This window comes from Bradyrhizobium sp. CCBAU 51753, from assembly GCF_015291565.1.
GTDB lineage: Bacteria > Pseudomonadota > Alphaproteobacteria > Rhizobiales > Xanthobacteraceae > Bradyrhizobium > Bradyrhizobium ivorense.
In genome coordinates this window covers 172,286-199,156 of record NZ_CP030037.1, presented here as the reverse complement: position 1 = coordinate 199,156, position 26,871 = coordinate 172,286, and the positions used below count along the sequence as shown (strand labels likewise).

Annotated in this window: 28 protein-coding genes and 1 tRNA gene; 10 read left to right on the top strand and 19 right to left on the bottom strand. The window is 66.3% G+C overall.

The window, feature by feature from the left end; translation table 11 throughout:
• Positions 1-90 precede the first annotated feature (90 nt).
• From hslU to hslV, 4 genes are read right to left on the bottom strand one after another with little or no spacing between them, the layout of a single operon-like run.
• Positions 91-1,395 (bottom strand): ATP-dependent protease ATPase subunit HslU, encoded by a 1,305-nt coding sequence (gene hslU / locus XH93_RS00925; RefSeq protein WP_139861134.1) that lies wholly within the window; start codon positions 1,393-1,395, stop codon positions 91-93.
• A 48-nt stretch (positions 1,396-1,443) separates the two neighbouring features.
• A complete protein-coding gene (locus tag XH93_RS00920) occupies positions 1,444-2,040 on the bottom strand; it encodes a DUF2585 domain-containing protein (protein WP_139479589.1) in 597 nt (198 codons plus the stop codon).
• The gene (locus XH93_RS00915) at positions 2,037-2,522 is read right to left on the bottom strand and encodes a GNAT family N-acetyltransferase (protein WP_194472032.1); all 486 of its coding nucleotides are present in this window, start codon (positions 2,520-2,522) and stop codon (positions 2,037-2,039) included. The genes XH93_RS00920 and XH93_RS00915 overlap by 4 nt, the downstream gene beginning before the upstream one ends.
• Before the next feature lie 2 nt (positions 2,523-2,524).
• Complete coding sequence (gene hslV / locus XH93_RS00910) at positions 2,525-3,082, bottom strand: ATP-dependent protease subunit HslV (protein WP_194472031.1); 558 nt, start codon at positions 3,080-3,082, stop codon at positions 2,525-2,527.
• 244 nt (positions 3,083-3,326) lie between these two features.
• Here hslV and hisB point away from each other — a divergent pair, with 244 nt between their 5' ends.
• The 7 genes from hisB (at position 3,327) to coaA (ending at position 8,086) form a co-directional block, all read left to right on the top strand.
• Complete coding sequence (hisB, locus tag XH93_RS00905; RefSeq protein WP_139479592.1) at positions 3,327-3,920, top strand: imidazoleglycerol-phosphate dehydratase HisB; 594 nt, start codon at positions 3,327-3,329, stop codon at positions 3,918-3,920.
• An 85-nt stretch (positions 3,921-4,005) separates the two neighbouring features.
• A complete protein-coding gene (locus XH93_RS00900) occupies positions 4,006-4,536 on the top strand; it encodes a DUF2628 domain-containing protein (protein ID WP_194472030.1) in 531 nt (176 codons plus the stop codon).
• Positions 4,533-5,183: an imidazole glycerol phosphate synthase subunit HisH gene (gene hisH / locus XH93_RS00895; RefSeq protein WP_194472029.1), complete on the top strand. Its 651-nt coding sequence runs from the start codon at positions 4,533-4,535 to the stop codon at positions 5,181-5,183. Before XH93_RS00900 ends, hisH begins: the two co-directional genes overlap by 4 nt.
• On the top strand, positions 5,180-5,911 hold the full coding sequence (hisA, locus tag XH93_RS00890) for a 1-(5-phosphoribosyl)-5-[(5-phosphoribosylamino)methylideneamino]imidazole-4-carboxamide isomerase (RefSeq protein ID WP_194472028.1): 732 nt from the start codon (positions 5,180-5,182) through the stop codon (positions 5,909-5,911). Before hisH ends, hisA begins: the two co-directional genes overlap by 4 nt.
• A gap of 9 nt (positions 5,912-5,920) precedes the next feature.
• Positions 5,921-6,697 (top strand): imidazole glycerol phosphate synthase subunit HisF, encoded by a 777-nt coding sequence (gene hisF / locus XH93_RS00885; protein ID WP_139479596.1) that lies wholly within the window; start codon positions 5,921-5,923, stop codon positions 6,695-6,697.
• 93 nt (positions 6,698-6,790) lie between these two features.
• Positions 6,791-7,114: a phosphoribosyl-ATP diphosphatase gene (locus XH93_RS00880; RefSeq protein ID WP_139479597.1), complete on the top strand. Its 324-nt coding sequence runs from the start codon at positions 6,791-6,793 to the stop codon at positions 7,112-7,114.
• A gap of 15 nt (positions 7,115-7,129) precedes the next feature.
• Complete coding sequence (gene coaA / locus XH93_RS00875; protein ID WP_139479598.1) at positions 7,130-8,086, top strand: type I pantothenate kinase; 957 nt, start codon at positions 7,130-7,132, stop codon at positions 8,084-8,086.
• Positions 8,087-8,258: 172 nt separating this feature from the next.
• Here coaA and XH93_RS00870 read toward each other — a convergent pair whose 3' ends face one another.
• The 8 genes from XH93_RS00870 to rsmI all read right to left on the bottom strand — a co-directional run bounded on the left by XH93_RS00870 (position 8,259) and on the right by rsmI (position 17,379).
• Complete coding sequence (locus XH93_RS00870; RefSeq protein WP_194472027.1) at positions 8,259-10,523, bottom strand: PAS domain-containing hybrid sensor histidine kinase/response regulator; 2,265 nt, start codon at positions 10,521-10,523, stop codon at positions 8,259-8,261.
• Between the two features lie 103 nt (positions 10,524-10,626).
• A complete protein-coding gene (locus tag XH93_RS00865) occupies positions 10,627-11,163 on the bottom strand; it encodes a hypothetical protein (RefSeq protein WP_194472026.1) in 537 nt (178 codons plus the stop codon).
• A 120-nt stretch (positions 11,164-11,283) separates the two neighbouring features.
• Positions 11,284-12,834, bottom strand: coding sequence for a YifB family Mg chelatase-like AAA ATPase (locus tag XH93_RS00860; RefSeq protein WP_194472025.1), 1,551 nt, complete (start codon positions 12,832-12,834; stop codon positions 11,284-11,286).
• Positions 12,835-13,323: 489 nt separating this feature from the next.
• Positions 13,324-13,415, bottom strand: a tRNA-Thr gene (locus XH93_RS00855).
• Between the two features lie 376 nt (positions 13,416-13,791).
• Positions 13,792-14,763: an MBL fold metallo-hydrolase gene (locus XH93_RS00850; protein ID WP_194472024.1), complete on the bottom strand. Its 972-nt coding sequence runs from the start codon at positions 14,761-14,763 to the stop codon at positions 13,792-13,794.
• A 263-nt stretch (positions 14,764-15,026) separates the two neighbouring features.
• Complete coding sequence (gene gshB, locus XH93_RS00845) at positions 15,027-15,974, bottom strand: glutathione synthase (RefSeq protein ID WP_194472023.1); 948 nt, start codon at positions 15,972-15,974, stop codon at positions 15,027-15,029.
• A gap of 81 nt (positions 15,975-16,055) precedes the next feature.
• A complete protein-coding gene (locus tag XH93_RS00840; protein WP_194472022.1) occupies positions 16,056-16,439 on the bottom strand; it encodes a YraN family protein in 384 nt (127 codons plus the stop codon).
• Positions 16,426-17,379 (bottom strand): 16S rRNA (cytidine(1402)-2'-O)-methyltransferase, encoded by a 954-nt coding sequence (rsmI, locus tag XH93_RS00835; protein WP_194472021.1) that lies wholly within the window; start codon positions 17,377-17,379, stop codon positions 16,426-16,428. Before rsmI ends, XH93_RS00840 begins: the two co-directional genes overlap by 14 nt.
• A gap of 225 nt (positions 17,380-17,604) precedes the next feature.
• On the opposite strand from rsmI, the gene XH93_RS00830 reads away from it, so the two are divergent.
• Positions 17,605-18,816 (top strand): penicillin-binding protein activator, encoded by a 1,212-nt coding sequence (locus XH93_RS00830; RefSeq protein WP_194472020.1) that lies wholly within the window; start codon positions 17,605-17,607, stop codon positions 18,814-18,816.
• 97 nt (positions 18,817-18,913) lie between these two features.
• Here XH93_RS00830 and XH93_RS00825 read toward each other — a convergent pair whose 3' ends face one another.
• The 5 genes from XH93_RS00825 to rph form a co-directional block, all read right to left on the bottom strand.
• Complete coding sequence (locus XH93_RS00825) at positions 18,914-19,759, bottom strand: hypothetical protein (protein WP_194472019.1); 846 nt, start codon at positions 19,757-19,759, stop codon at positions 18,914-18,916.
• The gene (locus XH93_RS00820; RefSeq protein ID WP_194472018.1) at positions 19,756-20,853 is read right to left on the bottom strand and encodes an aminotransferase class I/II-fold pyridoxal phosphate-dependent enzyme; all 1,098 of its coding nucleotides are present in this window, start codon (positions 20,851-20,853) and stop codon (positions 19,756-19,758) included. Before XH93_RS00820 ends, XH93_RS00825 begins: the two co-directional genes overlap by 4 nt.
• A gap of 97 nt (positions 20,854-20,950) precedes the next feature.
• The gene (hemW, locus tag XH93_RS00815; RefSeq protein WP_194472017.1) at positions 20,951-22,108 is read right to left on the bottom strand and encodes a radical SAM family heme chaperone HemW; all 1,158 of its coding nucleotides are present in this window, start codon (positions 22,106-22,108) and stop codon (positions 20,951-20,953) included.
• Entirely contained in the window at positions 22,095-22,730 is a 636-nt protein-coding gene (rdgB, locus tag XH93_RS00810; protein ID WP_194472016.1) for an RdgB/HAM1 family non-canonical purine NTP pyrophosphatase, read from the bottom strand. Before rdgB ends, hemW begins: the two co-directional genes overlap by 14 nt.
• A gap of 11 nt (positions 22,731-22,741) precedes the next feature.
• Positions 22,742-23,455 (bottom strand): ribonuclease PH, encoded by a 714-nt coding sequence (gene rph, locus XH93_RS00805; RefSeq protein WP_194472015.1) that lies wholly within the window; start codon positions 23,453-23,455, stop codon positions 22,742-22,744.
• 167 nt (positions 23,456-23,622) lie between these two features.
• Here rph and hrcA point away from each other — a divergent pair, with 167 nt between their 5' ends.
• Positions 23,623-24,711 carry a heat-inducible transcriptional repressor HrcA gene (hrcA, locus tag XH93_RS00800; protein WP_139860504.1) on the top strand — a complete coding sequence of 363 codons (1,089 nt, stop codon included), beginning with the start codon at positions 23,623-23,625 and terminating at the stop codon, positions 24,709-24,711.
• Positions 24,712-24,883: 172 nt separating this feature from the next.
• Positions 24,884-25,489, top strand: a complete 606-nt coding sequence (grpE, locus tag XH93_RS00795) for a nucleotide exchange factor GrpE (protein ID WP_139479613.1) — start codon at positions 24,884-24,886, stop codon at positions 25,487-25,489.
• A gap of 22 nt (positions 25,490-25,511) precedes the next feature.
• Here the strand turns inward: grpE and XH93_RS00790 are convergent, their stop codons facing one another.
• Both XH93_RS00790 and XH93_RS00785 read right to left on the bottom strand, forming a co-directional pair.
• Complete coding sequence (locus tag XH93_RS00790) at positions 25,512-25,937, bottom strand: VOC family protein (RefSeq protein WP_194472014.1); 426 nt, start codon at positions 25,935-25,937, stop codon at positions 25,512-25,514.
• A gap of 76 nt (positions 25,938-26,013) precedes the next feature.
• The gene (locus XH93_RS00785; RefSeq protein ID WP_194472013.1) at positions 26,014-26,868 is read right to left on the bottom strand and encodes a helix-turn-helix domain-containing protein; all 855 of its coding nucleotides are present in this window, start codon (positions 26,866-26,868) and stop codon (positions 26,014-26,016) included.
• Between the last annotated feature and the right edge of the window lie 3 nt (positions 26,869-26,871).

The following is a 26,871-nucleotide window of genomic DNA, read 5'->3' as shown; positions in this document are numbered from 1 at the left end:
CGGGATAGCGGCCCGAGTCTTGTTCAATGCGGGCAGCGGTGGTTATGGGGCCCGGCCTGCGCCGGGGCGACAGGCGGTTGTATGGCGGGCCTACAGAATAAACCGGCTGAGGTCGGTGTTCTTGGCGAGGTCGCCGACATGCTTGGTGACGTAGTCGGCGTCGACCTGGATGGTCTCGCCGTGGCGGTCGGGGGCGGTGAAGGAGATCTCGTCCAGCACGCGCTCCATCACGGTCTGCAGCCGCCGCGCGCCGATGTTTTCCACGCTCGAATTGACGGCGACCGCGACGTCGGCCAGCGCGTCGATGGCGGCGTCGGTGATGTCGAGCGTGACGCCCTCGGTCTTCAGCAGCGCGACATACTGCTTGATCAGCGAGGCCTCCGGCTCGGTCAAGATCCTGCGCATGTCGTCGCGGGTCAGCGCCTGCAGCTCGACGCGGATCGGCAGGCGGCCCTGCAGCTCGGGCAACAGGTCCGACGGTTTTGCGATATGGAACGCGCCGGAGGCGATGAACAGCACGTGGTCGGTTTTCACCGCGCCGTGCTTGGTCGAGACCGTGGTGCCCTCGATCAGCGGCAGCAAATCGCGCTGCACGCCCTCGCGTGAGACGTCGCCGCCCTGGCGGTTCTCGCGCACGCAGATCTTGTCGATCTCGTCGAGGAACACGATGCCGTTGTTCTCGACCGCGCTGATCGCCTCCTGCACCAGTTGGTCGGTGTCGAGCAGCTTGTCGGATTCCTCGTTGACGAGGATCTCGTGCGAACCTTCGACGGTCAGGCGGCGGGTCTTGCTGCGCCCGCCCATCTTGCCGAAGATGTCGCCAAGCGAGATCGCGCCCATCTGGGCGCCGGGCATGCCGGGGATCTCGAACATCGGCATGCCGCTGCCGCCCGACTGGGTCTCGATCTCGATTTCCTTGTCGTTGAGCTCGCCGGCGCGCAGCTTCCTGCGGAAGGACTCGCGGGTCGCCGGGCTCGATCCGGGGCCGACCAGCGCATCCAGCACGCGCTCTTCGGCGGCGAGCTGGGCGCGGGCGTGGACGTCCTTGCGCTTGCGCTCGCGGGTCTGCGCGATCGCGACCTCGACCAGGTCGCGGATGATCTGCTCGACGTCGCGGCCGACATAGCCGACCTCGGTGAACTTCGTCGCCTCGACCTTGAGGAACGGCGCGCCGGCAAGTTTGGCGAGCCGCCGCGCGATCTCGGTCTTGCCGACGCCGGTCGGCCCGATCATCAGGATGTTCTTCGGCAGAACCTCCTCGCGCAGGGAACCGGCGAGCTGCAGCCGGCGCCAGCGATTGCGCAGCGCGATCGAGACGGCGCGCTTGGCATCGGCCTGGCCGACGATGAAGCGGTCGAGTTCGGAAACGATTTCACGGGGGGAGAAGTCGGTCATTGGCTCTAGCTAGGTTGAAAACGCGGTCTCGGCAAGCGGCCCTCCGGCCTAGAGAATGGGCGGTCCCGCCTGCCATTGTTTGATCACGTCGAACGGGTGGATCAGCATGATGATGTTCAGCGTCAGATTGTCGCGAATGTGGAGCAACAGCACGATTTCGAACACAATGCCGAGCGCGACCGTCGCGGCGACCGGCAGCTTGCGCGCGACAAGGAATCCCAAAACCATCGCCAGCGTGTCCGACACCGAATTGACGATGGTGTCGCCATAATAGTCCAGCGAGATGGTGCCGGCGCGGTAGCGCTCGATGATGAAGTTGGAGTTCTCGACCAGCTCCCACGTGCCTTCGATCAGCATCGCGACAATCAGCCGCCCCGGCCAGGCGAGGCGAGGCAGCACGAGAAACGTCAGGCCGTAGAACAACAGGCCATGCAGCACATGCGACAGCGTGTACCAGTCGGCGATGTGCTGCGAATTCTCCGAGCTCAGCACCGTGCCGTGCCAGAGCTTGACATAGCCGCAGGCGCAGATCGGCAGGCGGCCCATCAAATAGAGCAGCGCGGCCTGCAGCGCGAGCAGCGCCGCGGCGATCGCGAACCAGTGCCACGCCGAAATTCCCTTGCCCTGGTCGCGCAGCAGCGTCATGCGTCGCGCACCATCAACAATGCCGTGCCGTCAGGCGTTTCGACCATGCGCACGCGTTCGAAGCCGGCTTTCTCGTAAGCCCGGATCGCGCGCGGATTGGCCGGATCGGGATCGGTGACGACGCGCGGCGCGCCGTCGGCCAGTCGCGCATCGACAAAGCCGCGGATCAGCGCCGAGCCGTGACCGCCTGCGATCATGTCGGGTTCGCCGATGAACAGATCGATGCCACGGGTGCCCTCGGGATGCTCGCCGAAGCCGGAATTCCACGCCGTCAGACTATAGCACTGGATGTAGCCGACATCCTTGCCGGCGAATCCGACGATGAACTGGTCCATCGCCGGCTCATCGAGATCGCCGCTGACGATGGCATATTGCTCGTCTGGATCGCCCCACCATTCCCGGACATGCGGCAGCGCCAGCCAGCGCTTGATCTGCGGCAGATCGGCCGTCGTCATCGGGCGGAAATGATAGGGCGCGGCCATGCTCAGCCGCCTAGCGTCTCTATCGTCACGTTCCGGTTGGTGAAGACGCAGATGTCGGCGGCGATATCGAGCGCACGGCGCACGATGGTTTCGGCGTCCTTGTCGGTGTCGACAAGCGCGCGGGCCGCGGCCAGCGCATAGTTGCCGCCGGAGCCGATCGCCATCACCCCGGACTCCGGCTCCAGCACGTCGCCGGTGCCGGTCAGCACCAGGGAGACGTCCTTGTCGGCGACGATCATCATGGCCTCCAGCCGGCGCAGATAGCGGTCGGTGCGCCAGTCCTTGGCGAGCTCGACGGCCGCCCGGGTCAGCTGTCCCGGATACTGTTCCAGCTTGTTCTCCAGCCGCTCGAACAGGGTGAAGGCGTCGGCGGTGGCACCGGCAAAGCCGCCGATCACGTCGCCCTTGCCGATCCGGCGGACCTTCTTGGCATTGGCCTTGATCACGGTCTGGCCGATCGAGACCTGCCCGTCGCCGCCGATCACCACCTTGCCGCCCTTGCGGACGGTGCAGATCGTGGTGCCGTGCCAGACCGGCAGCTCGTTTTGGGATGCTTGCATGGGTTACCTCTCTCCGGGGCAGATTTAGGCGGTCCGGCGGGGGGTTACAATTGGGCCGATTTGGCGCGTTTTCGAGCGAAGTGGCGACCGGTTGGCGCGAAGACAACGCGTCGTGACCAGACGGCAAGGATTTCCGGTCACCATGGCGGCAAGTTCAGCCCTTTTCGGCGTCATCCCGCAGTAGCGAAGGTGACATCAGCCTGTTAAAAGACCGGCGTTTTCGGCACGGGAAAGCTTCATTTTCATGCGCACCGCAACCATCAAGCGCAAGACCAAGGAGACCGACATCGAGGTGACGGTCAACCTCGACGGCGCCGGCGTATCCACGGTTTCGACCGGGATCGGCTTCTTCGACCATATGCTCGACCTCCTGGCCCGGCATTCCCGCATCGACATCGCGGTGAAGGCCGATGGCGATCTCCATGTCGATTACCACCACACCACCGAGGACGTCGGCATCGCGCTGGGTCAGGCGGTGAAGCAGGCGCTCGGCAACATGGCCGGCATCAACCGCTATGCCTCGATCCACATGCCGATGGACGAGACGCTGACGCGGATCGTGATCGACATTTCGGGCCGCCCGGTGCTGGTTTTCAAGGCCGACTTCCCGCGCGACAAGATCGGCGAGTTCGACACCGAGCTGGTGCGCGAATGGTTCAACGCCTTCGCGATGAACGCCGGCGTGACTCTCCACGTCGAGACCCTATATGGCGAGAACAGCCATCATATCGCCGAATCCTGTTTCAAGGGTTTGGCGAGGGCGCTCCGGACGGCGGTCGCGATCGATCCGCGCGCCCAGGGCGAAGTGCCCTCGACGAAGGGTCAGCTCGGCGGCTGATCGAGAGCATGATCCGGAAAAGTGGGTACCGGTTTTCCGAAAAGATCATGCTCCAAAAAGAGTTCATCTTTCGGCGGAGCGTTCGATGCCGGTCTACACAGTGCATGCCCCCGTGGGGAACGGCGCCGATCTTGCGGCGGCCGACAAGTTCACCTTCGTGCGCGACGGCTTCCACTTCTGGGCCGCGGTCGCCGGCGTGATCTGGCTGGCCTGGAACCGGCTCTGGCTGGCGCTGATCGGCTGGCTCGTTCTGACCTTCGCGATCGATTTCGCCCTGGCGCGGCTCGGCGTTGGCCGTGGCGCGATCTCGCTCGTCGACCTGGTCTTGATGCTGCTGCTGGGATTCGAGGCGGCCAGCCTGCAGCGCTGGACGCTGTCGCGGCGCAACTGGCGCCAGCTCGACATCGTCGTGGCCGACGATGAGGAGGCTGCCGAACGCCGCTTCTTCGATCGCTGGGCGGCGCGGCACCGCGGCGTCGTCAACGACCAGCGTTCGATCGATCGCGGCGCGCCGCCGCCGACCCGGGACGTTCCGGGCCAGCCGTTCTCAAAAGCCCCGCCGCTGCCGCAGGGCGGCATTATCGGTTTGTTTCCAGAGCCAGGAGGATCGCGATGACCGTTGCAATCATCGATTACGGCTCCGGCAATCTGCATTCGGCGGCCAAGGCCTTTGAGCGCGCCGCGCGCAGCATGGAGGATCCGCAGGCCATCAAGGTGACACGCGATCCGGACGCGGTGTACCGCGCCGACCGCATCGTGCTGCCCGGCGTCGGCGCCTTCGCCGATTGCCGCCGCGGCGTCGACGCGGTCGACGGCATGCTGGAGGCGCTGACCGAGGCGGTCAGGGTCAAGGCGCGGCCGTTCTTCGGCATCTGCGTCGGCATGCAGCTGATGGCGACCCGCGGCAAGGAGCATGTCACCACCGACGGCTTCAACTGGATCGCCGGCGACGTCGAGAAGATCGAGCCGCGCGACGAGAACCTGAAGGTCCCGCACATGGGCTGGAATACGCTCGATCCGATCCGCGAGCACCCGGTGCTGGAGCGGCTGCCGCTCGGGCCGAAGGGCCGCCACGCCTATTTCGTGCACTCTTATCACCTCAACGCCGCCAACGAGGCGGACGTGCTGGCGCGTGCCGACTATGGTGGGCCGGTGACCGCGATCGTCGCCAGGGACACCGCGATCGGCACCCAGTTTCACCCCGAGAAGAGCCAGCGCTTTGGCCTCGCTCTGATCTCGAACTTTTTGAAGTGGAAGCCGTGATCCTCTTTCCAGCGGTTGACCTGAAGAACGGCCAGTGCGTGCGCCTGGAGCAGGGCGACATGGCGCGCGCCACCGTGTTCAATCTCGATCCGGCGGCGCAGGCCCGCGCCTTCGCCGCGCAGGGATTCGAGTATCTCCATGTCGTCGATCTCGACGGCGCCTTTGCCGGCAAGCCGATGAATGCGCAGGCGGTCGAGGCGATGCTGCAGGCCATCAAGATGCCGGTGCAGCTCGGCGGCGGCATCCGCGACCTCAAGACCATCGCGGCCTGGCTCGACAAGGGCATCACCCGCGTCATCATCGGCACCGCGGCGGTGCGCGATCCCGACCTGGTGAAGGGCGCGGCCAAGCAATTCCCCGGCCGCGTCGCGGTCGGGCTCGATGCCCGCGACGGCAAGGTCGCGGTCGAAGGCTGGGCCGAGACCTCGCAGGTGACCGCGCTCGACATCGCGCAGCGCTTCGAGGACGCCGGCGTCGCCGCGATCATCTTTACCGACATCGCCCGCGACGGCCTGCTCAAGGGCCTCAACCTCGATGCCACCGTCGCGCTCGCCGATCGGATCTCGATCCCAGTGATCGCCTCCGGCGGCTTTGCCTCGATCGACGACGTCAAGGCGCTGCTGGAGCCGCGGGCGAAAAAGCTCGCCGGCGCCATCGTCGGCCGCGCGCTCTATGACGGGCGGCTCGATCCGGCCGCGGCGCTCGAGCTGATCCGCGCGGCCGCGTAAGGAGGGGACATGTTCAAGGTTCGCGTCATCCCCTGCCTCGACGTCAAGGACGGGCGCGTGGTCAAGGGCGTCAACTTCGTCGACCTCCGCGATGCCGGCGATCCGGTGGAGGCTGCGATCGCCTATGACGCCGCCGGCGCCGACGAGCTCACCTTTCTCGACATCACCGCCACCCATGAAAACCGCGGCATCATGCTGGACGTGGTGCGGCGGACGGCGGAAGCCTGCTTCATGCCGCTGACGGTTGGCGGCGGTGTCCGCACCGTCGACGACATCAAGACCCTGCTGCGCTCCGGCGCCGACAAGGTCTCGATCAATTCGGCCGCGGTCAGCCGTCGCGAGTTCGTCAAGGAAGCCGCGGAAAAATTCGGCGAGCAGTGCATCGTGGTCGCGATCGACGCCAAGCGGGTCAAGCGCCCCGGTGGCTCCGACCGCTGGGAGATCTTTACCCATGGTGGACGTAATGCCACCGGTATCGATGCCATCGAATACGCCCAGGAGGTGGTCGCGCTCGGCGCCGGCGAGATCCTGCTGACCTCGATGGACCGCGACGGCACAAGGCAGGGCTTTGACCTGCCGCTGACCCGGGCGATCGCCGACAGCGTCGCGGTCCCGGTCATCGCCTCTGGCGGCGTCGGCAACCTCGACCATCTGGTCGACGGCGTCCGCGAGGGTCACGCCACCGGCGTGCTGGCCGCCTCGATCTTCCACTTCGGGGAATTCACCATCCGCCAGGCCAAGGATCACATGGTGCGCGCCGGGCTGCCGATGCGCATTGACCCTTGAGCGTCAGTTGGGACTCCTTGTGACAGAAATGCTAAATCCCCACCTTGGGGATGGCACCGGGACGGTGCCGGCGCACGTGTATGAGTTGAGTTGATGTCGCGTTTCACGGTCCATGATCTGGCCGCCACCATCGATGCCCGTGCTGCGACGGGCGGCGAGGCGTCCTACACCCGCAAGCTGCTCGACAAGGGCGCGGAGCACTGCGCCAAGAAGCTGGGCGAGGAAGCGGTCGAGACGGTGATCGCCGCGGTCGAGAATGACCGCGATCATCTCATCGCCGAGAGCGCCGACCTGGTGTTTCACCTGCTGGTTCTGCTGAAGTCACGTGGCGTGAAGCTGGAGGATGTCGAGGCGGCACTGGAGAAGCGCACCACGATGTCCGGACTGGAAGAGAAGGCGTCGCGCAAGCGCGATTGATCAAGGGGCGGTCTCATGGATATCCGGGCACCAGATCAGCAATACAATCCCTACCGCATCTTCACGCGCCAGCAATGGGCGCATCTGCGCGACGACACGCCGATGACGCTGGAGCCGGGCGAGTTCGACCGGCTGCGCTCGATGCACGATCGCCTCGATCTGCAGGAGGTCGAGGACATCTATTTGCCGCTGTCGCGGTTGCTGTCGATCTATGTCGACGCGACCCAGCGGCTATATTATTCGCAGCGCCAGTTCCTCAATATCCGCGACCGCAAGATGCCTTACATCGTCGGCGTCGCCGGTTCGGTCGCGGTCGGTAAATCGACCACCGCGCGCGTGCTGCAGGCGATGCTGGCGCGCTGGTCGCCGCGGCCGAAGGTCGACTTGATCACCACCGACGGTTTTCTGTATCCCAATGCCGTGCTCGAGCGGCAGGGCATCATGCAGAAGAAGGGTTTTCCGGAGAGCTACGACCTGCCGTCGCTGCTGTCGTTCCTCAGCGACATCAAGGCCGGCCGCCGCCATGTCCGCGCGCCGGTGTATTCGCATCTGACCTACGACATCGTGCCGAACAAATGGGTCGAGATCGACCAGCCCGACATCCTGATCGTCGAGGGCGTCAACGTGCTGCAGGCCGGCCGGCTGCCGCGCGACGGCAAGGCGGTGCCGTTCGTCTCCGACTTCTTCGACTTCTCGGTCTATATCGACGCCGAGGAAGCGGTGCTGCGGGAATGGTACATCAAACGCTTCCTGGCGCTGCGCGACACCGCGTTCACCGATCCCAGGTCCTACTTCCACCGCTACGCGCCGCTGTCGGACGAGGAAGCCACCGCAACGGCGATCGCGATCTGGGAGCGCACCAACCTCGCCAATCTCGAGGACAACATCCTGCCGACCCGGCCGCGCGCGACGCTGATCTTGAAGAAAGGCGCCGACCACGTGGTGCAGTCGGTCGCGCTGCGGCGGCTTTGAGTATTTCAACCGTCCAGGCTGACCGCATCACCGGTGTCATCACCCGCGAAGGCGGGTGATCCAGTATTCCAGAGGCAGCAGTGCTTGAGCCGATAGGCCGCGGCGTACTGGATCGCCCGGTCGAGCCGGGCGATGACGGTTGTGGGTGAGGAGGCAGCGAACTTGCGGCGCCTTACGCCGCAACGTGCCTTGCCGCGGCGAGGCCGGCGAGCGCCTGCTCCAGCTTCTCGCGATCGAGCGGCTTGATCAGAAAACCGTCCATGCCGGCTTCGAAGCAGGCATAACGGTCCTCGACCAGCGTGTTGGCGGTCAGCGCCAGGACGGGGGTGCGGCGGCCGGGCTGCTCGGCCTCGTGGCTGCGGATCTGCTTGGTGGTCTCGATGCCGTCGAGTCGCGGCATCTGGATGTCCATCAGGACGAGATCATAGGGCGTGCCGGCGGAGCGCGCCGACAGCCAGGATTCCATCGCCTGCTCGCCATCGGTGGTGACGACCACGTTGTGGCCGAGCCTCGAGAGCAGCGAGCGCATCAACAGCGCGTTGATCTCGTTGTCTTCGGCCACCAGGATCGAGAGCCCGGCGCCCGGCGGCGTCGCCGCAGGCGCGGTCGGCGCCGCTTCGCCGAGCGCTTCGATGGCGAGGCTCGACATGGACAGGCTTGGCGCCGCGATCTCGGGTGCGGCGGTCAGGCGCGCGGCGAGCGAGGACGCGCGCAGCGGCTTGATCAGATAGCCGGTGAAATTGGCCGTGGTCGACGCCAAGAGGTCCTGCCGCGTCGCCGGCGTGAACATCACGATGCGATGGATGGCGTGGTTGCGGGCGGCGCCGGCGAGCGTCTCCATCGCGGCCGCGCCGAGCGCGTGGTCGATCAGCACCGCGTGCCAGGTTCGCTCCGGCAGCAGCGCCGCGGCGACCTCGGCATCCGACACGATGCAGGTTTGCGCGCCCCAGCGCTGCAGTCGCCGCGAGATCAGCGAGACCTCGATGCTCTGCGGCGCGGCCAGCATGATCGACTGCTCCGAGAGGTCCGGCGCGGCGAAGCCGTTGGCCTCGCCGGTGTCGGCGGCAGCCAGCGGGATCGACACCTCGAAGGTCGAGCCTGCGCCCGGCGTGCTGGCGAGCGCGATCCGGCCGCCCATCCGCTTGACGATGCGGTCGCTGATCGACAGGCCGAGGCCGGTGCCGCCATAGCTGCGGGCGATGCGGTCGTCGGCCTGCTCGAACTCGCGGAAGATGCGCTGCTGGGCCTCCGGCGGAATGCCGATGCCGGTGTCGCGCACCAGGAAGCTGATCTCGTTCGGCCAGATGCCGGGCTCGACGATCAGCGCGACGCCGCCGATCGTGGTGAACTTGATGGCGTTGCCGGCGAGATTGAGCAGCACCTGGCGCAGCCGCGCGGCGTCGCCGATCACCTGCGCCGGCAGCCGCTCGTCGACATAGGCGGCGATCTCGATGCCCTTGGTCTGGGCGCGCGGCGCCAGCAGCTCGGTGATGTCCTCGATCAGGCCCGACAGCGCGAAGGCGCGGTGCTCGAGATCGATCTTGCCGGCCTCGATCTTGGAATAGTCGAGCAGCTCCTCGATCAGGGCGAGCAGCGCGTCGCCGGAGGTCTTCACCGCCTTGACATAGGTGGTCTGCTCCGGCGTCAGCTGGGTGTCCATCAACAGTCCGCTCATGCCGATGATGCCGTTCAGCGGGGTGCGGATCTCGTGGCTGGCCATCGCCAGGAAACGCGACTTGGCGCGGTTGGCGGCGTCGGCCTGGTCGCGCGCCTCGGCCAGCGCGCGCTCGCTCTCGGTGCGGTCGGTGACGTCGCGGCCGACGCTCTGCATCTCCGCCGGGCTGCCGGCGTCGTTGCGGACCAGGCCCTCGCGCCAGGCGATCCAGCGCGGCCCGAGCGGACCCTCGATCTTCTGGTCGTGGACCCGGGTGCCGCTGGCCTCGAGCGCGGTGTCGCCCTGCTCGATGATCTTCAGCGCCGTGGTGCTGCCGATCAGCGCGTCGCGGGAGGCCTGCGCCAGCTCGCAATAGGCGTCGTTGGCGTAGGTGATGCGTCCCTCGAGGTCGCGCAGCACGATCAGGTCGCCCTGCGCCGCGAACAGGTTGCTGGCGCGCTGCTCGGCTTCCTGCAGTTCCCAGTTGCGGTCGGCCATCGCTTCATTGTGCAAGGCGATGGTGCGCAGCTTGGCGCGCAACAGGCGGAGGCGGATGCCGAGCGTCACGATCCAGAGGCAGGCCAGCGCAAACAGAAAGCTGACGCCGATCGCGAACGAGTTCGGGTCGTAGCCGCTCTTTTCGCCGACCGCGCCCGAGATGAAGCCGAAGGCGCCGCCGAACGCAGCCGAGAAGATCATCAGGGAACGGACGATCAAGCTGAGACGCGGGTGACGTCGCAGGAAGCGGCGCAGGCGCAACTTGATCCGGAAAAAACGCCCCATCAACAGCGGCCCTGAATGCTCGAGTGTTGCCGACGACGATGCGTCGGCCACGTTGCAAAGTGCTTGAAACAGAGGCGCGTTTCGCGCGGCGCTGCGAACAGGGTTAGCGAGCGGTTAACGCCGCCAGCATAGGCACGTGGACCGGCGCCTCGGAGGGCAGCGACGCTTCCTCGACGGGGCGAGGTTCACCGCGGGCGCTGACGATCAGGGCCGCGGCGTCGCGTGCCGAAAACGTCTTCGACTGCACGAACACGCGATAGTCGGACGGGCCGTCTTGCGAAAGGTAGATCACGGGGTCGTTCGGCCGCGGGTCGCTGGAGATCGCAATCAACTGCGGCACGGTGCTGCTCTCGCAGGCGCCGGTTTCGCGATCGCCGATCGCCTCGCGGTCGTCGACATCGTCGATCACGGTGAAGTCGGCGAGCTCGGCGCTGTCGGTGATCTGAACGCGGACCGTGGAGCGGCGCGGATCGTCGGTGAAGCTGACATGGGCGTGCGCGAGCCAGGGGTGAGAGGCGATCTGCAGCGCTGCGCCGCCGACCTCGATGCAGGGCCGCGGACCGGGCAGCAATTCGGCACGGGCAAACACCGCGGCCGCGGCGAGGGGAAGCACCGAGGCCAGAACCTTGAAACGCAACATGACACCACTCGCTCGACCCAAGCGTCCCGCCGATCGCGGTCGCTTATGGTTTGCGGAGCGTAAATAAGAGTGGTTACCGTCGCGTTGACGCGACGCGAATCCGCACGAAAACGGGACGGATCACGCCGCGCGCCTGAGATCGTCGGCCAATGCACGATAGGACAGCGCCTCGGCAAGGTGCAGCCGGCCGATCGTTTCGGCGCCGTCGAGATCGGCCAGCGTGCGCGCCACCCGCAGCACGCGGTGATAGCCGCGCGCGGTGAGGCGCATGTTGTCGGCGGCCTCGCGCAGCAGCTTTTGCCCGTGCGCATCCGGCTGCGCGATGGTCTCGAGCAGCGCGCTCGGGCATTCCGCATTGGTGCGGATCTGCGGCAGGCCGGCGGCGGCATAGCGCGCGAGCTGGACGTCGCGCGCCGCCGCGACGCGGGCGGCGACCTCGGCCGATCCTTCCGCCGGCGGCGGCAGGATCAGATCCGCGGCGGTCACCGCGGGCACTTCGATCCGCAGATCGATGCGATCCATCAGCGGGCCGGAGATCCGCATCTGATAGTCGGCGGTGCAGCGGTCGAGCCTGCCGCGCTTGCAGGAATAGCCGGGCTCATAGGCGTGGCCGCAGCGGCACGGATTCATCGCCGCGACCAGCATGAAGCGCGCCGGATAGGTGACGCGGTGGTTGGCGCGACTCACCGCGACCTCGCCGTTCTCCAGCGGCTGACGCAGCGAGTCCAGCACGCGCGGATCGAACTCCGGCAACTCGTCGAGGAACAGCACGCCCTGATGCGCGAGCGAGATCTCGCCGGGCTTGGCCCGCGTGCCGCCGCCGGTCAGCGCCGCCATGCTGGCGGAATGATGCGGGCTGCGGAACGGCCGCCGCGCGGTCAGCGCGCCGTCGCGGATCTCGCCGGCGACGGACGCGATCATCGAGACTTCGAGCAGTTCAGACGGCGACAGCGGCGGCAGGATCGAGGGCAGCCGCGCCGCCAGCATCGATTTGCCGGCGCCGGGCGAGCCGATCATCAAGAGATGATGTCCGCCGGCCGCCGCGATCTCGAGCGCGCGCTTTGCGCTTTCCTGGCCCTTGATGTCGCGCAGGTCCAAAAGCGCTTCCTCGCGCGCTTCGTTTTGTTCTTGCACCCTCGGCTGGGGGCGCGACAGCACCTGGGTGCCCTTGAAGTGGTTGGCGATCTGGATCAGCGAGTTCGCCGCGATGATCTGGATGTCCGGGCTCGCCCACGCCGCCTCCGAGCCGCAGGCTGCCGGGCAGATCAGCCCCTCGTCGCGCGAATTGGCGCCGATCGCGGCCGGCAGTACGCCGGCGACCGGCGCGATCGAGCCGTCGAGCCCGAGCTCGCCGAGCACGGTGAAGCCGCCCAGGGCATCCGGCGGGATCGCCCCGATCGCCGCCATCAGGCCGAGCGCGATCGGCAGGTCGTAATGACTGCCTTCCTTGGGCAGGTCGGCGGGCGCGAGGTTGACGGTGATACGGCGGGCCGGCAGCGCGAGGCCGGAGGCGATCAGCGCCGAACGCACCCGCTCGCGCGCCTCCGACACCGCCTTGTCGGGCAGGCCGACGATCGCAAACGCCGGCAGGCCGGGCGCGACCTGCACCTGCACGTCGACCGCGCGGGCCTCGATCCCCTCGAACGCGACGGTGGAAACCCGCTGAACCATGCTGCCCCATTCTTCCGCCACCCAAGGTAGCGGAAAGGGGCGCTCAGCGCAAGAACATTACAGGAACATATGCAAAGCTTGCTTTGACCTTGTTGAAACGATCGAAGCCTTTGAGGCTAAGGCCGGGTAACTTGGACGGCGCCACTTCCCGGTAAGGGGGGCGCCATGCTCAGCGTTCCCTGAGCGATTAGCATTTTGCAATGATCGAATAGCGCGATCGCCGCCGCTTGCGGTCGTGTGTTTCCGTAGAGTCCCGTCTCGATCAAGCGATCCAAATACCAAACCGACTGCGGATTTAGGGAGAGGCTCACTTCCTCTGTCTTGAGCGGATTCGACCCTTTTGCCATCACATACTCCGGATTATTCCCCGGAATAATGGCACAAAAATACTTGTTCGCGAGGGCAATTTGTGAGACTATCGACTCCTCGGACAGACTTTGCTTGAATAAAAAAGGCCCCATCTTGCGATGGAGCCTTTCTTACCGAAGTTGGCGGAGACGGGTGGACTCGAACCACCGACCTCCGGATTACGAATCCAGTGCTCTCTAGGCTTGTCAGGGCTCCAGCTGAGCTACGTCTCCTAACTTCGATCTAGACGCCCCGTCCGTAAGGTCGGGGCGTTTTAGTTTGGGGAATCATGGGCCGAACACCTCTGGAAGCGTAAGGTCACACCCATCCGCCCGTCAAGGACTAGTACGAGTTACTGAATCAAACACTAAATATGGTGGAAAGAGGGGATAACAGGGGCGGGTACCTTCACCCGTCCTGCCTCTAAGTATCGGTGAGTCTTGAGAGATTCCCAAGTCAAAAAATCGGCCGGCGGCCGACAGTTCACCTACATCAAGCCGGTCTAGTAAAATTTCCACGCCACATTTTAGAACTGACCAGTGCCTGCCAAGCGCAAGAACATTACAGGAACATTCGGAGGCGACGTACGCCGCCCCCGAACGACCGCCGTCAGAGCAGCATCTGCATCGGCTCGGGATAGTAGTGAAAGCCCTCGCCGGCCTTGGCGACGTGGCCGTAGCCCGGCCAGGCGAAGTGATAGGACATCACCGCGATCTTGTTCGCCGCCAGCATCTCCAAGAGCTTCACCCGCGACGCCGCCGCCTGCTTCGGATCGGTGTCGTAGGAGAATTCCATCCGCGGACGCTCGAGCAAGAGCACCGCGTGATGCGAGAGGTCGCCGAGGAAGGCGAAAGATTTGCCGGCCGAGGTCACCATGAAGATGGTATGGCCGACGGTATGGCCGGGCGCCGCGATCGCCTGCACGCCGGGCAGGAATTCCTGGCCGTCCTTGATGAACACCAGGCGGTCCTTCACCGGCAGCAGGTTCTTGCGGGCATGCACGATGAAATCCTTCAGCGGGCTGCCCATCTTGCCTTCGTCGGTCCAGAACTCGTAATCGCTCTGGGTGATGTAGTACTGCGCGTTCGGGAACAGCGGTTTGTCATTGGCGTCGACGATGCCGCCGATGTGGTCGATATGGGCGTGCGACAGCACCACCGCGTCGATGTCTCCGGGCTTGATGCCGGCTTCCATCATGCTCTTCTGCTGCCGGCCGGTGGTCGGGCCGAACGCCTGCGAGGTGCCCATGCCGGTGTCGAACAGGATCAGCTTGTCGCCGGTGTTGACGATCGGCGAGTTCTGCTCGAGCACGACATTGTCCGGATTGAGGAAGTTGTCGGCCAGCATCTTCTTCACTTCTTCCTTCGGCACGCCGGTGAAGGTGCCGGAGGGATCGCCGAGCGGCAGCGGGCCGTCGGAGACCACGGTGACTTCGGCCTCGCCCAGAACGAAACGGTGCCAGTAGGGCGTCTGCGTGCCCTGCTTCGGCGCGCGCGCCATCGCGGTGCCGCCGAGCAAGGTGCTGGCGCCGAGACCGGCGCCGAGCGCGAGCAAGGATCGTCGTGAGACATTGAGCGTCATACGTCTTCCTCCATAGTCTTTTTGAGATTGTTCGCGTTGTTGCCCGCTCTGGCCCGCTGCTTGACCTGATGCAGGCAAGGCGATGCTGCGCTCGCCCGCGCAAGCTGGCAAGTGGTCTCATAAGGTCGAGCTTGGAAGCCGTCATCTCGTGCGAATGATTCGCAGGAGATACCGTGCACGCTGCTTAAATCAGGTGCACGCTACTTTGCATGGGGTTGTTTTGTCGCTTTTGTTGCAAGTCTGCGCGCGCGGCGAGCGCGCGATCAGGGCTTGGCGCGCTTCGCCTCGATCGCATCCCAGATCTTCGCGGCGACGTCGGGGCCGTTGAGCCGCTGGATGGCGCGGATGCCGGTCGGTGATGTCACGTTGATCTCGGTGAGGTTGCCGTCGATCACGTCGAGGCCGACGAACATCAGGCCGCGCTCGCGGAGCGCAGGCCCGACGGTGGCGCAGATTTCGCGCTCGCGGTCCGAGAGCTCGGTCGCCGCGGCCGCGCCGCCGCGCACCATGTTGGAGCGCAGATCGTCTGCAGCCGGCACGCGGTTGACCGCACCGGCGAATTCACCGTCGACCAGGATGATGCGCTTGTCGCCATGCTTCACCTCGGGGAGGAAGCGCTGGATCACCCAGGGCTCCTTGAAGGTCACCGAGAACATGTCGAACAGCGAGCCAAAATTCATGTCCTGCGGCATCACGCGAAACACCGCGGCGCCGCCATGGCCGTGCAGCGGTTTCATGACGACGGCGCCGTGCTGGTCGCGGAAGGCGTTGATCTCGTCGAGCTCGCGCGAGATCAGGGTCGGCGGCATCAGCTGCGGAAAGTTCATCACGAACAGTTTTTCCGGCGCGTTGCGCACGCTGGCTGGATCGTTGACCACCAGCGTCTTCGGATGGATGCGCCCCAGGAAATGCGTCGAGGTGATGTAGGCGAGGTCGAACGGCGGGTCCTGGCGCAGCAGCACGACGTCGTAGCCGTTGAGCGCCTCGCGCTTGGCTTCGCCGAGCGTGAAGTGGTTGCCGACCTCGTCGCGCACGGTGAGCGGCTGCACCGGCGCCACCAGCTCCTCGCCGCGCAGCGACAGCTTGTCCGGCGTGTAATAGGAAATGCCGTGGCCGCGCTTCTGCGCCTCCAGCAGCAGCGCGAAGGTGGAATCGCCGCGGATGTTGATGCGCGCGATGGGGTCCATCTGGACGGCGACTTTCAATTTCATGGGGCGTGTCCGCGGGTCTGGAGGGCTTGTTTGAGCATGATCATTTTCGGAAAACCGGTTCCCACTTTTCCGGATCATGCCTTAGGCGCTTGCGTCGAATGCCGCTAACAGATGGCGCGGCAGGCTTCGCGGCGCAATCAGCACGGCATCGAATCTGAGGTCAAATTCGGCATGTTCGGGATGCGCCATCAGCCAGGCCTGGGCGGCATTGATGATGCGCTGCTGCTGGCGCGGCGTCACCGCATAGGCGGCGTCGTCGAGGCTGGGGCGCGCCTTGACCTCGACGAAGACGATCAGGTTGCGCCGGCGCGCCACCAGGTCGATCTCGCCATAGGGGGTGCGGAAGCGCTTGGCCAGGATGCGATAGCCTTTTGCGATCAAAAGCGCGGCGGCGCGGCTTTCGGCCGACAGGCCGGTGCGGAAGGCGGCGACGCATTCGGGCGAGGCGCTGTCAGTCTTCGCCATCGCTGTCCCCGGTATCTTTGGCAAGCTCGAGGGCCCGCGCATAGACCTCGCGGCGCGGCCGCCCCGACAGTTCGACCGCATGCGCCACCGCGTCCTTGACGCTGCCGCGCGCGAGCTGCGCACGGAGCAGATCGTCGAGCGCGTCCTGGTCCATCACGGTGGCATCGTCAGGCGGCGGGCCGATCACCAGCACGAACTCGCCGCGCGTTTCCAGCGCATCGGCGGCTGCGGCAAGCTCGGCGACCGGTCCGCGCGTGATCTCCTCATGCAGCTTGGTCAGCTCGCGGCAGATCGCGGCATCGCGGCCGTCCATGGCCGCGGCGAGATCGCGCAAGCTGTCCTGCACGCGATTGCCCGATTCGAACATCACCAGCGTCGCATCGATCCGGGCCAGCTCGCCGAGCCGCGCGCGGCGCGCGTGCTCCTTGGCCGGCAAGAATCCCTCGAAGAAGAACCGGTCGGTCGGCAGCGCCGCAACCGACAGCGCGGTCAGCACCGACGAGGCTCCGGGCACCGCGATCACCGTGTGTCCGGCGGCGCAGACCTCGCGCACCAGCTTGAAGCCGGGATCGGAGATCAGCGGCGTGCCGGCATCGGAAACCAGCGCGATCGAGGCGCCCTGCGCCAGCCGCTCCAGGATCTTTGGCCGCGCCTGCGCGGCATTGTGCTCATGATAGGGCGCGAGCTCGGCGCTGATCGCGTAACGCTCGGTCAGGCGGCGGGTGATCCTGGTGTCCTCGCAGGCGATGACGTCGACACCGGCCAGCGTTTCCAGCGCGCGCAGGGTGATATCAGCCAGATTGCCGATCGGGGTCGCGACCAGATGGAGCCCCGCCGCGGCCCTGGGCGCTGGAAGCACCTGACCAGCGATCGAAAAGGTTCTGTCCACAGCGCCCGCCGTGGCGTTCGAACTATGGAGGGAACTGGCTTTTGCGCGCATAATGCCAATCTAGAGCGATGGCAGCGCTTGCGCCACATCGGGACGGATGGCGGTGGAAAGCTGGCTGGCCGGCTGGGAGGAAACGGAGGCCTCGGCGGCGGCGCCGCAGGGCCATAATCCTTTTGTTTTGGTTAACTATTCGCCGACAATATGCCTGAATCCACCCGCCTGATCAGGCCGGAATGGAGTCCTGGCCGATCAAGGTCGGCCAAGAGAAGAGAGACGATGGAAGGCCCGCATCACCGCAAGTCCCCGCCGTCGGGCGCGACCCGGCGGACCGCGCTTGGCCTCATCGTGGGCGCGCCGCTGCTGTCGGCCTGTTCCGGCGTGCAGCAGAGCCTGAGCCAATTCACCAGCCCGTTTTCCGGACCGGAGGCCGGCCCGGCCGGCCCGCCGCAGCAACCGCAGGCGGTCGGCACCGGACAGGTCAAGGTCGGACTGATCCTGCCGCTGTCGGCCGCCGGCAATGCCGGCGTCGCCGCGCAGTCGATGCGGAACGCGGCCGAAATGGCGCTGGCGGAGTTTCAGAACCCCAACATCCAGCTCCTGATCAAGGACGATGGCGGCAGCGCCCAGGGCGCGTCGCAGGGCACCCAGCAGGCGCTGTCCGAAGGCGCCGAGATCATTCTGGGGCCGCTGTTCGCCGGCTCGGTGCCGGCCGCCGCGCAACTGACGCGGACGCGCGGCGTTTCGCTGATCGCGTTTTCGACCGATTCCAGCGTGGCCGGGCGCGGCGTCTATCTGCTCAGCTTCCTGCCGGAATCCGACATCAACCGCATCGTCGACTATTCCGCAGGGATCGGAAAACGCTCGTTTGCGGCGATGGTGCCCGACAACGCCTACGGCAACGTGGTCGAGGCCGCGTTCAAGCAGGCGGTCGGCCGCAAGAACGGCCGCATCGTCGCCTTCGAGAAATACGGCGCGGACCGTGCGACGCCGGCGCGGTCCGTGGCGCAGGCGCTCGGCCAGGCCGATGCGCTGTTGATCGCCGATGACGGCGATTCGGTCGTCGCGACCGCCGATGCGCTGACCGCGGCCGGCGCCAATCTGCGCAACATCCAGATGCTCGGCACCGGCTTGTGGGACAATCCGCGGGTGGCCGCGAGCCCGGTGCTGCAGGGCGGCCTCTATGCCGCGCCGGATCCCGCCGGCTTCCGCAACTTCGCCGGCCGCTACCGCGCCAAATTCGGCGGCGAGCCGGTGCGCACCGCAACCCTTGCCTATGACGCCGTGGCGCTGATGGCGGCGCTTGCCCGCACCCAGGGCGCGCAGCGCTTCGCGCCGGAAACGCTGACCAATCCGTCCGGCTTTGCCGGCATCGACGGCCTGTTCCGTTTCCGCTCCGACGGCACCAACGAGCGCGGCCTTGCGGTGATGAAGGTGGCGTCCGGCGGCGCCACGCCGGTCGCCGGCTCGCCGAAGAGTTTTGGCGCCTAAAGCGCGATGAGATTAGGTTGAATCGTCATCGCGCTTTAGCTCTTTGTTTGAGCATGATCTTTTCGGAAAACCGCTTCACACTTTTCCGGATCATGCTCTAACCGGTCTTTGTCGCGGCAGCGAATTCGGCCTCGTAGCGGCGCCGGTTGCTCCAGTAGATGTTGGCGAACAGCGCCGCCTCCTGGCGATAGGGAATGTGGTCGTCGGGATCTTCAGCGGCGTGCGTCTCGATCCATTCCGCATGCGCCTTGATCGCGCTGGAGCGATCGCCCTGCAGCGCGCGGATCTGGAAATCGAACATGTGGCTCTCGATTTCGAGATAGCGGTCGTACCAGCAGGTCGACCACTGACGGTTCTGCAGCGCGAAGCGCCGGATCCAGCGCTCGGTCAGGTCCATCTCGTGCTCGGGCTTCGAGAACATCACGTCGCGCCGAGCTTCCTGCAACGTCTCGATCGCGACCGGCTTGTTCTTGCGCCACAGCGTCTGCATCGCAGGGTCGGTCAGGAAGCGGTCGGCATAGATCGGATGCGGGAAGGCGATCTCGCGCAACTGCGGCAGCTCGAAATAGACGCGGATTTCCGAACAGACGCTGGCCTTCAGCTCGTTGTCCTCCATCTTGCGATGGAAGGCGTCGAAGCCGATGCCGGGGAAATACGGCATGAAGGCCGCGTGGAACATCTCGTGCAGGCGGTAGAGGTCCTCGATCGCCGGATTGTCGTAGGTCCGGTTCATCGTGACGCCCCACCACGAGCAAAAATGCGCGCGTTCGAGCCGGTCGTCGGTCGAGTCGCAGAACAGCCGCGGCAGGCTGGCGAACTGCTCGACGATGTCGTGAATGAAGCCGCCATCGGCGTGCGAGGCGCGCAGCGGCGCACTGCGCCAGAGCTCGAAGACGTGACGGTGAACGTCCTGCGGGCTGGTCAGGATGATCGGGTTCCTCAACGCGCGCCTCCCGGCACTGCGATCGGTCCAGCGGTCCCGATCATCTCGGCCATCGCCGGCGTCAGGCACAGCCGCAATGGTGCATCGATGTCGCCGGCCGGCCGGCGCAGGAATGCGGCAAGCGCGCGATCGGTCGTCGCGTCCGCTACCGCAAGCGCCAGCACGCTGACGTCGCTCGGCGTCAAGGCAAGGCCGAGGCGGCGGCCGATCTGCGCCGCGGCCTCACGCTGGATGGGCCGGTAGCGCCGCGGCAGGTCGAACACATCGTGGCGTTCGAGCAGCGCGCTGCCGAGCTGCAGCGAGGTCAGGTTCTTGAACCATTGATTGCCGAACAAGGTCGGCATCGCCTTGCGGCTCAGCACGCCGCCGATGCGGTCGTAATAGACGCCGAACGGTTTTGACAGGCTGAAGGCGAGCGCCAGCACCGCCGGACTGTCGGCCGCGATGCGCGCGGCGGGCGGCTCGGCAATCGAGCCGACATAGGTGACGTCGAGCAGCACGCGGGGCTGATCGCTTGCCGCGGCGAGAAGGGCAAGCAAGTCATTGGCCTGCGGCCACACATTGCCGTCGATCGCAGACGGCTGGCTCAGGCAGAACAGCGCGGTGGCCGGAAGGCTGCGGCCGGCCGCCTGCCAGTCGGCGCGGGCATGCTCGACCACGGCGATCCCGCAGGCCTCGGCGTAGGCCTTGTAGCCCTCATACTCGCCGGCGAAGACGTGGACCTCGGGATCGAATTTCTCACTGCGCGCGCGATTGCCGTAGGCGGCGATCACATGAAACAGCGCCTCGCTGCCGCCGGCGGTCGGATAGCGCCAGGGAAAGCCGCTCCTGTCGATCGCAGTCACCGGTGCTGCCCACGCCATCCAGCGTTCGATGAAGGCCTCGTGGGCGGCGAACTGCTTGCCGGTCCAGGCGTCGCGAAACTGCTCGAGATGATGCCGCCGCGCGGCATCCGGCCTGTCGAGCGCGTTGCCGAGGATGATTTGCTTGGCCGCCTCGGTCTCCGGCGTGACCAGCGCATAGACGGTCTTGCTTGCGCCGGCGGCTTTGACGCGGCGGTCAAGCTCGGGATCATGGATCGGTGGCGCGTTCATGATCGTTAACTCGACGGGCAATCGGAACAGGCGAGGGAACCGATACCACAACCCTGCGGGCAGGGAGCGAAATCCCTGCCGATTGGCTACTCAACGGTTACGCCGCGAGGTCCGCGACCACAGCGTCGAGCACCGGGAAGCCCGACTTCGTCACCCGCAGGCGTCCATCGGCGTCGACGTCGATCGCGCCTTCCTCGCGCAGCATGGCGATCCGGCGCGGATCGAGCTCGCGGCCGGACAGTTTTGCGTAACGGCTGGGGTCGATGCCCTCGACGAGCCGCAGTCCCATCAGCAGGAATTCGTCGGCGCGTTCTTCGCTGTTGAGGCTGTCGTCGGTCATGACGCCGTGACCGCGTTCCTCGACCTTCGATAGCCATGCCTCGGGACGCTTGTCGGTGGCGGTCGCGTGCCTGACGCCGTCGATGTCCAGCCGGCCATGGGCGCCGGGGCCGATGCCGGCATATTCATCGCCGCGCCAGTAGACCAGATTGTGCCGGCACTCGGCACCTAGGCGGGCGTGATTGGAGATCTCGTAGGCCGGCAATCCCTCAAGGGCGCAGACCTCCTGCGTCACGTCGTAGAGGGCGCGTGAGGTCGCCTCGTCCGGCGTCCTCAGTTTGCCGGCGGCGTGCAGCCCGAAGAACGGCGTGCCTTCCTCGATCGTGAGCTGATAGAGCGACAGATGCTCGGCGGCTTCCGCGATCGCCTGCTTCAATTCGCCAGCCCACATTTGCGGCGTCTGGTCGGGGCGGGCGTAGATCAGGTCGAACGAATAACGATCGAACGCAGAGCGCGCGATCGCCACCGCATCGAGCGCCTCGCGCGCGGTGTGCAGGCGGCCGAGCGCTTTCAGCGAGGCATCGTCCAGCGCCTGCACGCCGAGCGAGACGCGGTTGACGCCGGCAATGCGATAGCCGCGAAACCGCGTCGCCTCGACGCTGGTCGGATTGGCCTCGAGCGTGACCTCGACGTCTGGCGCGACCGACCAGTATTTGCCGATCGCATCGAGCACCGCGCCGACGGTCTTCGGCTGCATCAGCGAGGGCGTGCCGCCGCCGAGGAAGATCGACGACACTTCACGTCCCGGCACGCGCGCGGCCGTGGTCTCGATCTCGCGGGTGAAGGCGCGCACGAAGCGGTCCTCGTCGATCGGCGCATGCCGGACGTGGCTGTTGAAATCGCAATACGGGCATTTCGACAGGCAGAACGGCCAGTGCACGTAGACGCCAAAAGCTGGTCGTTCAGCGTGGCTCAAGGCAGATCTCCGCGAGCTTCACGAAGGCGCGGGCGCGATGCGACAGGCCGAGCCCGAGCGGCGGCAGGCCGTGCTTCTCGATGCTGCTCATCTCGCCGAAGGTACGCGTGTGCCCGTCGGGCAGGAAGGCCGGATCATAACCGAAGCCGGCGGTACCGCGCGGCGGCCAGACCAGGGTTCCATCGACGATGGCCTCGACCTCTTCGAGATGATCGTCCGGCCAGGCCACGCACAGCGCCGAGACGAAATGTGCCTTGCGCTTGTCCGGCGTGGTGGCGCCGCGCTCCTGCAGCAGGCGCTCGATCCGCGTCATCGCCGCCATGAAGTCCTTGCCCTCGCCGGCCCAGCGCGCGGAGTGAATGCCGGGCGCGCCGCCGAGCGCATCGACCACGAGGCCGGAATCGTCGGCAAAGGCCGGCAATCCGGTCGCCTTCGCCGCGGCAATCGCCTTGATCGCCGCATTGGCGCGAAAGCTGTCGCCGGTCTCCTCGGGCTCGCCGAGACCAAGCTCGCCGGCCGGCACCGCCTCCACGCCGTGCGGCGCCAGCAGTTCCCGCATCTCGGCAAGCTTGCCGGGATTATGGGTGGCGATGACGAGCTTACCGGTGATTCGGCGGTGCATGACCAATCTGTCTACGCCACCGCGATCTTTTGCAAGTCGACCAGACGCGCGACACCTTTGCGCGCCAGCGCCATCAGCGCCAGAAATTCGTCCTGCGTAAACGGGGTCTTTTCCGCGGTGCCCTGCACCTCGATGATGCGGCCGTCGCCGGTCATGACGAAATTGGCGTCGGTCTCCGCTTCCGAATCCTCGGCATAATCGAGATCGAGCACTGGCGTTCCCTGGTAGATGCCGCAGGAGATCGCCGCCACGTTGTCGCGCAACACGTTGGTCTTGATCATGTTGCGGGTCTTCATCCAGTTGATGCAGTCGGCCAGCGCCACCCAGGCACCGGTGATCGAGGCGGTGCGGGTGCCGCCATCGGCCTGGATCACGTCGCAGTCGACCGTGATCTGGCGTTCGCCGAGCGCGTCGAGATCGACGGCGGCGCGCAGCGAGCGGCCGATCAGGCGCTGGATCTCGACGGTGCGGCCGCCCTGCTTGCCGGCGGAGGCCTCGCGGCGGGTGCGTTCCAGCGTGGCGCGCGGCAGCATGCCGTATTCGGCGGTGACCCAGCCGCGGCCCTGGCCCTTCAGCCATGGCGGCAGGCGCTCCTCGAGCGTGGCGGTCACCAGCACATGGGTGTCGCCGAACTTCACCATGCAGGAACCCTCGGCATATTTGACGACGCCGCGTTCCAGTGTGACGGGACGCAGTTCATCGGGCGCACGGCGGCTTGGCCGCATTGGAAATCCTCCGAAAATCCGTGAGATGGCTGGCGGTGCTTGTAGGAGGGGGAACGGGCAGCGGCAAGGGTTTTCGGCCAGGGATTTGGGGGCGATCCGGGGGCCGAATGCTGCTTGTCACCGGCCCCCCGGATCGACAAATTAGGGGAGCTACCAAGGAGTGGAGTGTGGCTCAGCACGATCCGATTGGCCTGATCACGCCCTACGCAGGGCTGGCCCAGCTCAACGAGCGCTCGCGCGATATTTTTCGTCAAATCGTCGAAAGCTACCTTGCGACCGGCGAACCGGTCGGCTCGCGCAACATCTCGCGCCTGATCGCGTTACCGCTATCGCCGGCTTCGGTCCGCAATGTGATGTCGGACCTCGAACAGCTCGGGCTGATCTACGCGCCGCACACCTCGGCCGGCCGGCTGCCGACCGAGCTCGGCCTGCGCTTCTTCGTCGACGCCCTGATGCAGGTCGGCGACCTCACCGAGGACGAGCGTCAGTCGATCCAGACCCAGCTTGCCTCCGTCGGCCGCGCGCAAACCGTCGAGGCCGCGCTTGGCGAGGCGCTGACCCGGCTGTCGGGGCTGACCCGCGCCGCGGCGGTGGTGCTGACGCCCAAGGCGAATGCGCGGCTGAAGCATATCGAATTCGTGCGGCTGGAGCCGGAGAAGGCGCTGGTGGTGCTGGTCGGCGAGGACGGCAGCGTCGAAAATCGCGTGCTGGCGCTGCCGCCGGGGGTTCCCTCCTCGGCGCTGACGGAGGCGACCAATTTCCTCAATACGCGGCTCCGCGGCCGGACCTTGGCCGAGGTCCGCCTCGAGCTCGAGACGGCGCTGACGCAGAGCCGCGCCGAGCTCGACCAGCTGACGCAAAAGGTCATCGCGGCGGGGATCGCGAGCTGGTCCGGCGGCGAGAGCGAGGATCGCCAGCTGATCGTGCGCGGCCACGCCAATCTGCTGGAGGATCTGCACGCGCTCGACGATCTCGAGCGCATCAAGTCGCTGTTCGACGACCTAGAGACCAAGCGCGGCGTGATCGATCTGCTCGGCCGCGCCGAACGCGGCGAGGGGGTGCGGATCTTCATCGGATCGGAGAACAAGCTGTTCTCGCTGTCGGGTTCCTCGACCATCATCGCGCCCTACAGCGATGCCCACGGCCGGATCGTCGGCGTGCTCGGTGTGATCGGTCCGACCCGGCTGAACTACGCCAGGGTGATCCCGACCGTCGACTACGCCGCGCGGGTCGTCAGCAAGATTTTGGGCGGCTGATCGGATCGAACTTCGCTCAATTTGACCCGGTTCCTCCATGGGAGGTGGAAACCATGCCGGGGCGAGCCGCGTTCCAAACCCATCTAACGCTTGATTTTCATCGCTCAAAGCACGATACCCGGCCAACAATCCCCAAGATTTGAACCGACGCGAGTTTTCGAGAAGGCACGCCATGACCGATCCGAACCGGGCCAACGACAACACCGAGAATTCGGCGCCGACGGGTGAGCCCGTGGTCTCGAAGCCCTACGTCATGCCTGACGAGCCCGAGGTGGGATCGGCGGAGGCGCTGGCCAAGGAACTGGCCGAGGCGCGCGACCGGACGCTGCGCACGCTGGCCGAGATGGAGAACCTCCGGCAGCGCACCCGCCGCGAGGTCGCCGACGCCAAGACCTACGGCATCACCGGCTTCGCCCGCGATGTGCTCGAGATCGCCGACAATCTGCAGCGCGCGCTCGACGCGGTGCCGGCCGAGGCCAAGGAAGCCGCCGATCCCGGGCTGAAGGCGCTGATCGAAGGCGTCGAGCTGACCGAGCGCTCGCTGCTCAACGCGCTGGAGAAAAACGGCGTCAAGAAGTTCGATCCGATCGGCGAAAAATTCGATCCGAATTTCCAGCAGGCGATGTTCGAAGTGCCCGATGCGTCGGTGCCGTCGGGCACCGTGGTGCAGGTGATGCAGGCCGGCTACATGATCGGCGAGCGCGTGCTGCGCCCGGCGCTGGTCGGCGTCTCCAAGGGCGGCGCCAAGGCCGCCCCGGCCACCGACTTCACCGCCTGATCGTTCGCGTGTGCCGCTGGCGTTAGGCCAGCGGCTTCTCGTGCGCCTTCGGCCAATAGGTGCCGAAGCTCCAGAGATTTCCTTCCGGATCGCGGCAGGCGAAATCGCGGCTGCCGTAGTCGGTGTTGCGCAGCTCCATCTCGATCTTCGCGCCCGCGGCCTTGACCTTGGCATGCAGCGCATCGGGATCGGTGACGGCGATATAGATCGAATCGGTGCGGCGGCCATCGAGGTCGCCGACCAGCTTGCCGTAGGCGTCGTCGCGGCTCTGGCCCAGCATCAACATCGACGAGCCAAAGGCGAGCTCGGCATGGTGGATCACGCCGCCATCGCGATAGACGACGTGTTCGGTGAAGCCGAGCACGGTCTTGAGCCAGTCGATCATCGCCTCGGCATCGCTGCAGCGGAGCGTCGGGTAGATGCGCGGTGGTTCGATTTCGTTGGTCATGGTCGTTGGGCCTCGTTGCTGATCGCCTGATGTCGCCACTATGCGCAGGCCAACGCGGCATCGGCTTGAAGGTTTGTTACCAGTCCGCCGGTTCATCCTCGAAGCGCACCAGCCGGCTGTCGGTCAGCGCCAAGCGGCGCGCCCAGGCGGTCGGCGGTTCCCCGGCAAATTCGACGAATTCGCGGGCGAGGTGGGCCTGGTCGGCATAGCCGGTTTCGGCCGCGATTCCTGCCCATCCGCCAGCTGCACCGCTCTGCGCCAGCCGGCTCGCCCGGTGAAAGCGCATCAGGCGCGCCAGCGCCTTGGGCGGCAGGCCGAGCTCGGACCGGAACCGGTCGACGAGGTGCTTGCGGCTCCAGCCGATCTCGCCGGCCAGCGCCGTGATGCGGGCGGCGCCGCCGGAACGCGCCAGCCTACGGTAGGCGAACACGATCTCGGGCGAGGGCGGGCGGCCGATGCGGCGCAGCACGAAGTCCTCGATCAGGTCGAAGCGGCGCTGCCACGATGGTGCGGCGCCAAGCCGCTCGCGCAGGCGATGGCCGTCATGGCCGAGCACGTCGTCGATCGCGACCATGCGCCCGGCGAGTTCGGTGACGGCACCGCCGAACACGCGATAGGCGCCGAGCGGGGTGAAATCCACCTGCACACAGGCGGCCCCGCCGTCGGACTCGATATAGACCGGTCCCGGATAAAGTCCGGCGGCGAAGCTGAGCTGACGGTCCGATGCCTCGGGCTCGCGTCCGAGCGCGATCAGGAACGGCGTGCCGAAGCTGATGATCAGCGGAACGATCAGCGGCGCGGTCTGGCGCTGGGCGAACCGGCCGCCCGCCGTCTCGCGATAGCCGGTCATGGCGATGATCGTGCCGGCCAGTTGCGGCGACGGCCCGCGCTGCACGAACTCGAATGCGAACGGTGCCGCGGATTCGGCCATGCG

Bases quoted from the DNA above. Each gene is read 5' to 3' on its own strand.
- hisF (WP_139479596.1), top strand. From the start codon at position 5,921: ATGTTCAAGGTTCGCGTCATCCCCTGCCTCGACGTCAAGGACGGGCGC.
- XH93_RS00850 (WP_194472024.1), bottom strand. From the start codon at position 14,763: ATGACGCTCAATGTCTCACGACGATCCTTGCTCGCGCTCGGCGCCGGT.
- rph (WP_194472015.1), bottom strand. From the start codon at position 23,455: ATGCGGCCAAGCCGCCGTGCGCCCGATGAACTGCGTCCCGTCACACTG.
- XH93_RS00915 (WP_194472032.1), bottom strand. From the start codon at position 2,522: ATGGCCGCGCCCTATCATTTCCGCCCGATGACGACGGCCGATCTGCCG.
- hslV (WP_194472031.1), bottom strand. From the start codon at position 3,082: ATGCAAGCATCCCAAAACGAGCTGCCGGTCTGGCACGGCACCACGATC.
- XH93_RS00860 (WP_194472025.1), bottom strand. From the start codon at position 12,834: ATGGTTCAGCGGGTTTCCACCGTCGCGTTCGAGGGGATCGAGGCCCGC.
- XH93_RS00785 (WP_194472013.1), bottom strand. From the start codon at position 26,868: ATGGCCGAATCCGCGGCACCGTTCGCATTCGAGTTCGTGCAGCGCGGG.
- XH93_RS00820 (WP_194472018.1), bottom strand. From the start codon at position 20,853: ATGAACGCGCCACCGATCCATGATCCCGAGCTTGACCGCCGCGTCAAA.
- coaA (WP_139479598.1), top strand. From the start codon at position 7,130: ATGGATATCCGGGCACCAGATCAGCAATACAATCCCTACCGCATCTTC.
- XH93_RS00865 (WP_194472026.1), bottom strand. From the start codon at position 11,163: ATGTTGCGTTTCAAGGTTCTGGCCTCGGTGCTTCCCCTCGCCGCGGCC.
- XH93_RS00790 (WP_194472014.1), bottom strand. From the start codon at position 25,937: ATGACCAACGAAATCGAACCACCGCGCATCTACCCGACGCTCCGCTGC.
- rdgB (WP_194472016.1), bottom strand. From the start codon at position 22,730: ATGCACCGCCGAATCACCGGTAAGCTCGTCATCGCCACCCATAATCCC.
- XH93_RS00870 (WP_194472027.1), bottom strand. From the start codon at position 10,523: ATGGGGCGTTTTTTCCGGATCAAGTTGCGCCTGCGCCGCTTCCTGCGA.
- hisH (WP_194472029.1), top strand. From the start codon at position 4,533: ATGACCGTTGCAATCATCGATTACGGCTCCGGCAATCTGCATTCGGCG.
- grpE (WP_139479613.1), top strand. From the start codon at position 24,884: ATGACCGATCCGAACCGGGCCAACGACAACACCGAGAATTCGGCGCCG.
- XH93_RS00880 (WP_139479597.1), top strand. From the start codon at position 6,791: ATGTCGCGTTTCACGGTCCATGATCTGGCCGCCACCATCGATGCCCGT.
- XH93_RS00900 (WP_194472030.1), top strand. From the start codon at position 4,006: ATGCCGGTCTACACAGTGCATGCCCCCGTGGGGAACGGCGCCGATCTT.
- hslU (WP_139861134.1), bottom strand. From the start codon at position 1,395: ATGACCGACTTCTCCCCCCGTGAAATCGTTTCCGAACTCGACCGCTTC.
- rsmI (WP_194472021.1), bottom strand. From the start codon at position 17,379: ATGCGCGCAAAAGCCAGTTCCCTCCATAGTTCGAACGCCACGGCGGGC.
- XH93_RS00920 (WP_139479589.1), bottom strand. From the start codon at position 2,040: ATGACGCTGCTGCGCGACCAGGGCAAGGGAATTTCGGCGTGGCACTGG.
- XH93_RS00830 (WP_194472020.1), top strand. From the start codon at position 17,605: ATGGAAGGCCCGCATCACCGCAAGTCCCCGCCGTCGGGCGCGACCCGG.
- XH93_RS00840 (WP_194472022.1), bottom strand. From the start codon at position 16,439: ATGGCGAAGACTGACAGCGCCTCGCCCGAATGCGTCGCCGCCTTCCGC.
- hisB (WP_139479592.1), top strand. From the start codon at position 3,327: ATGCGCACCGCAACCATCAAGCGCAAGACCAAGGAGACCGACATCGAG.
- gshB (WP_194472023.1), bottom strand. From the start codon at position 15,974: ATGAAATTGAAAGTCGCCGTCCAGATGGACCCCATCGCGCGCATCAAC.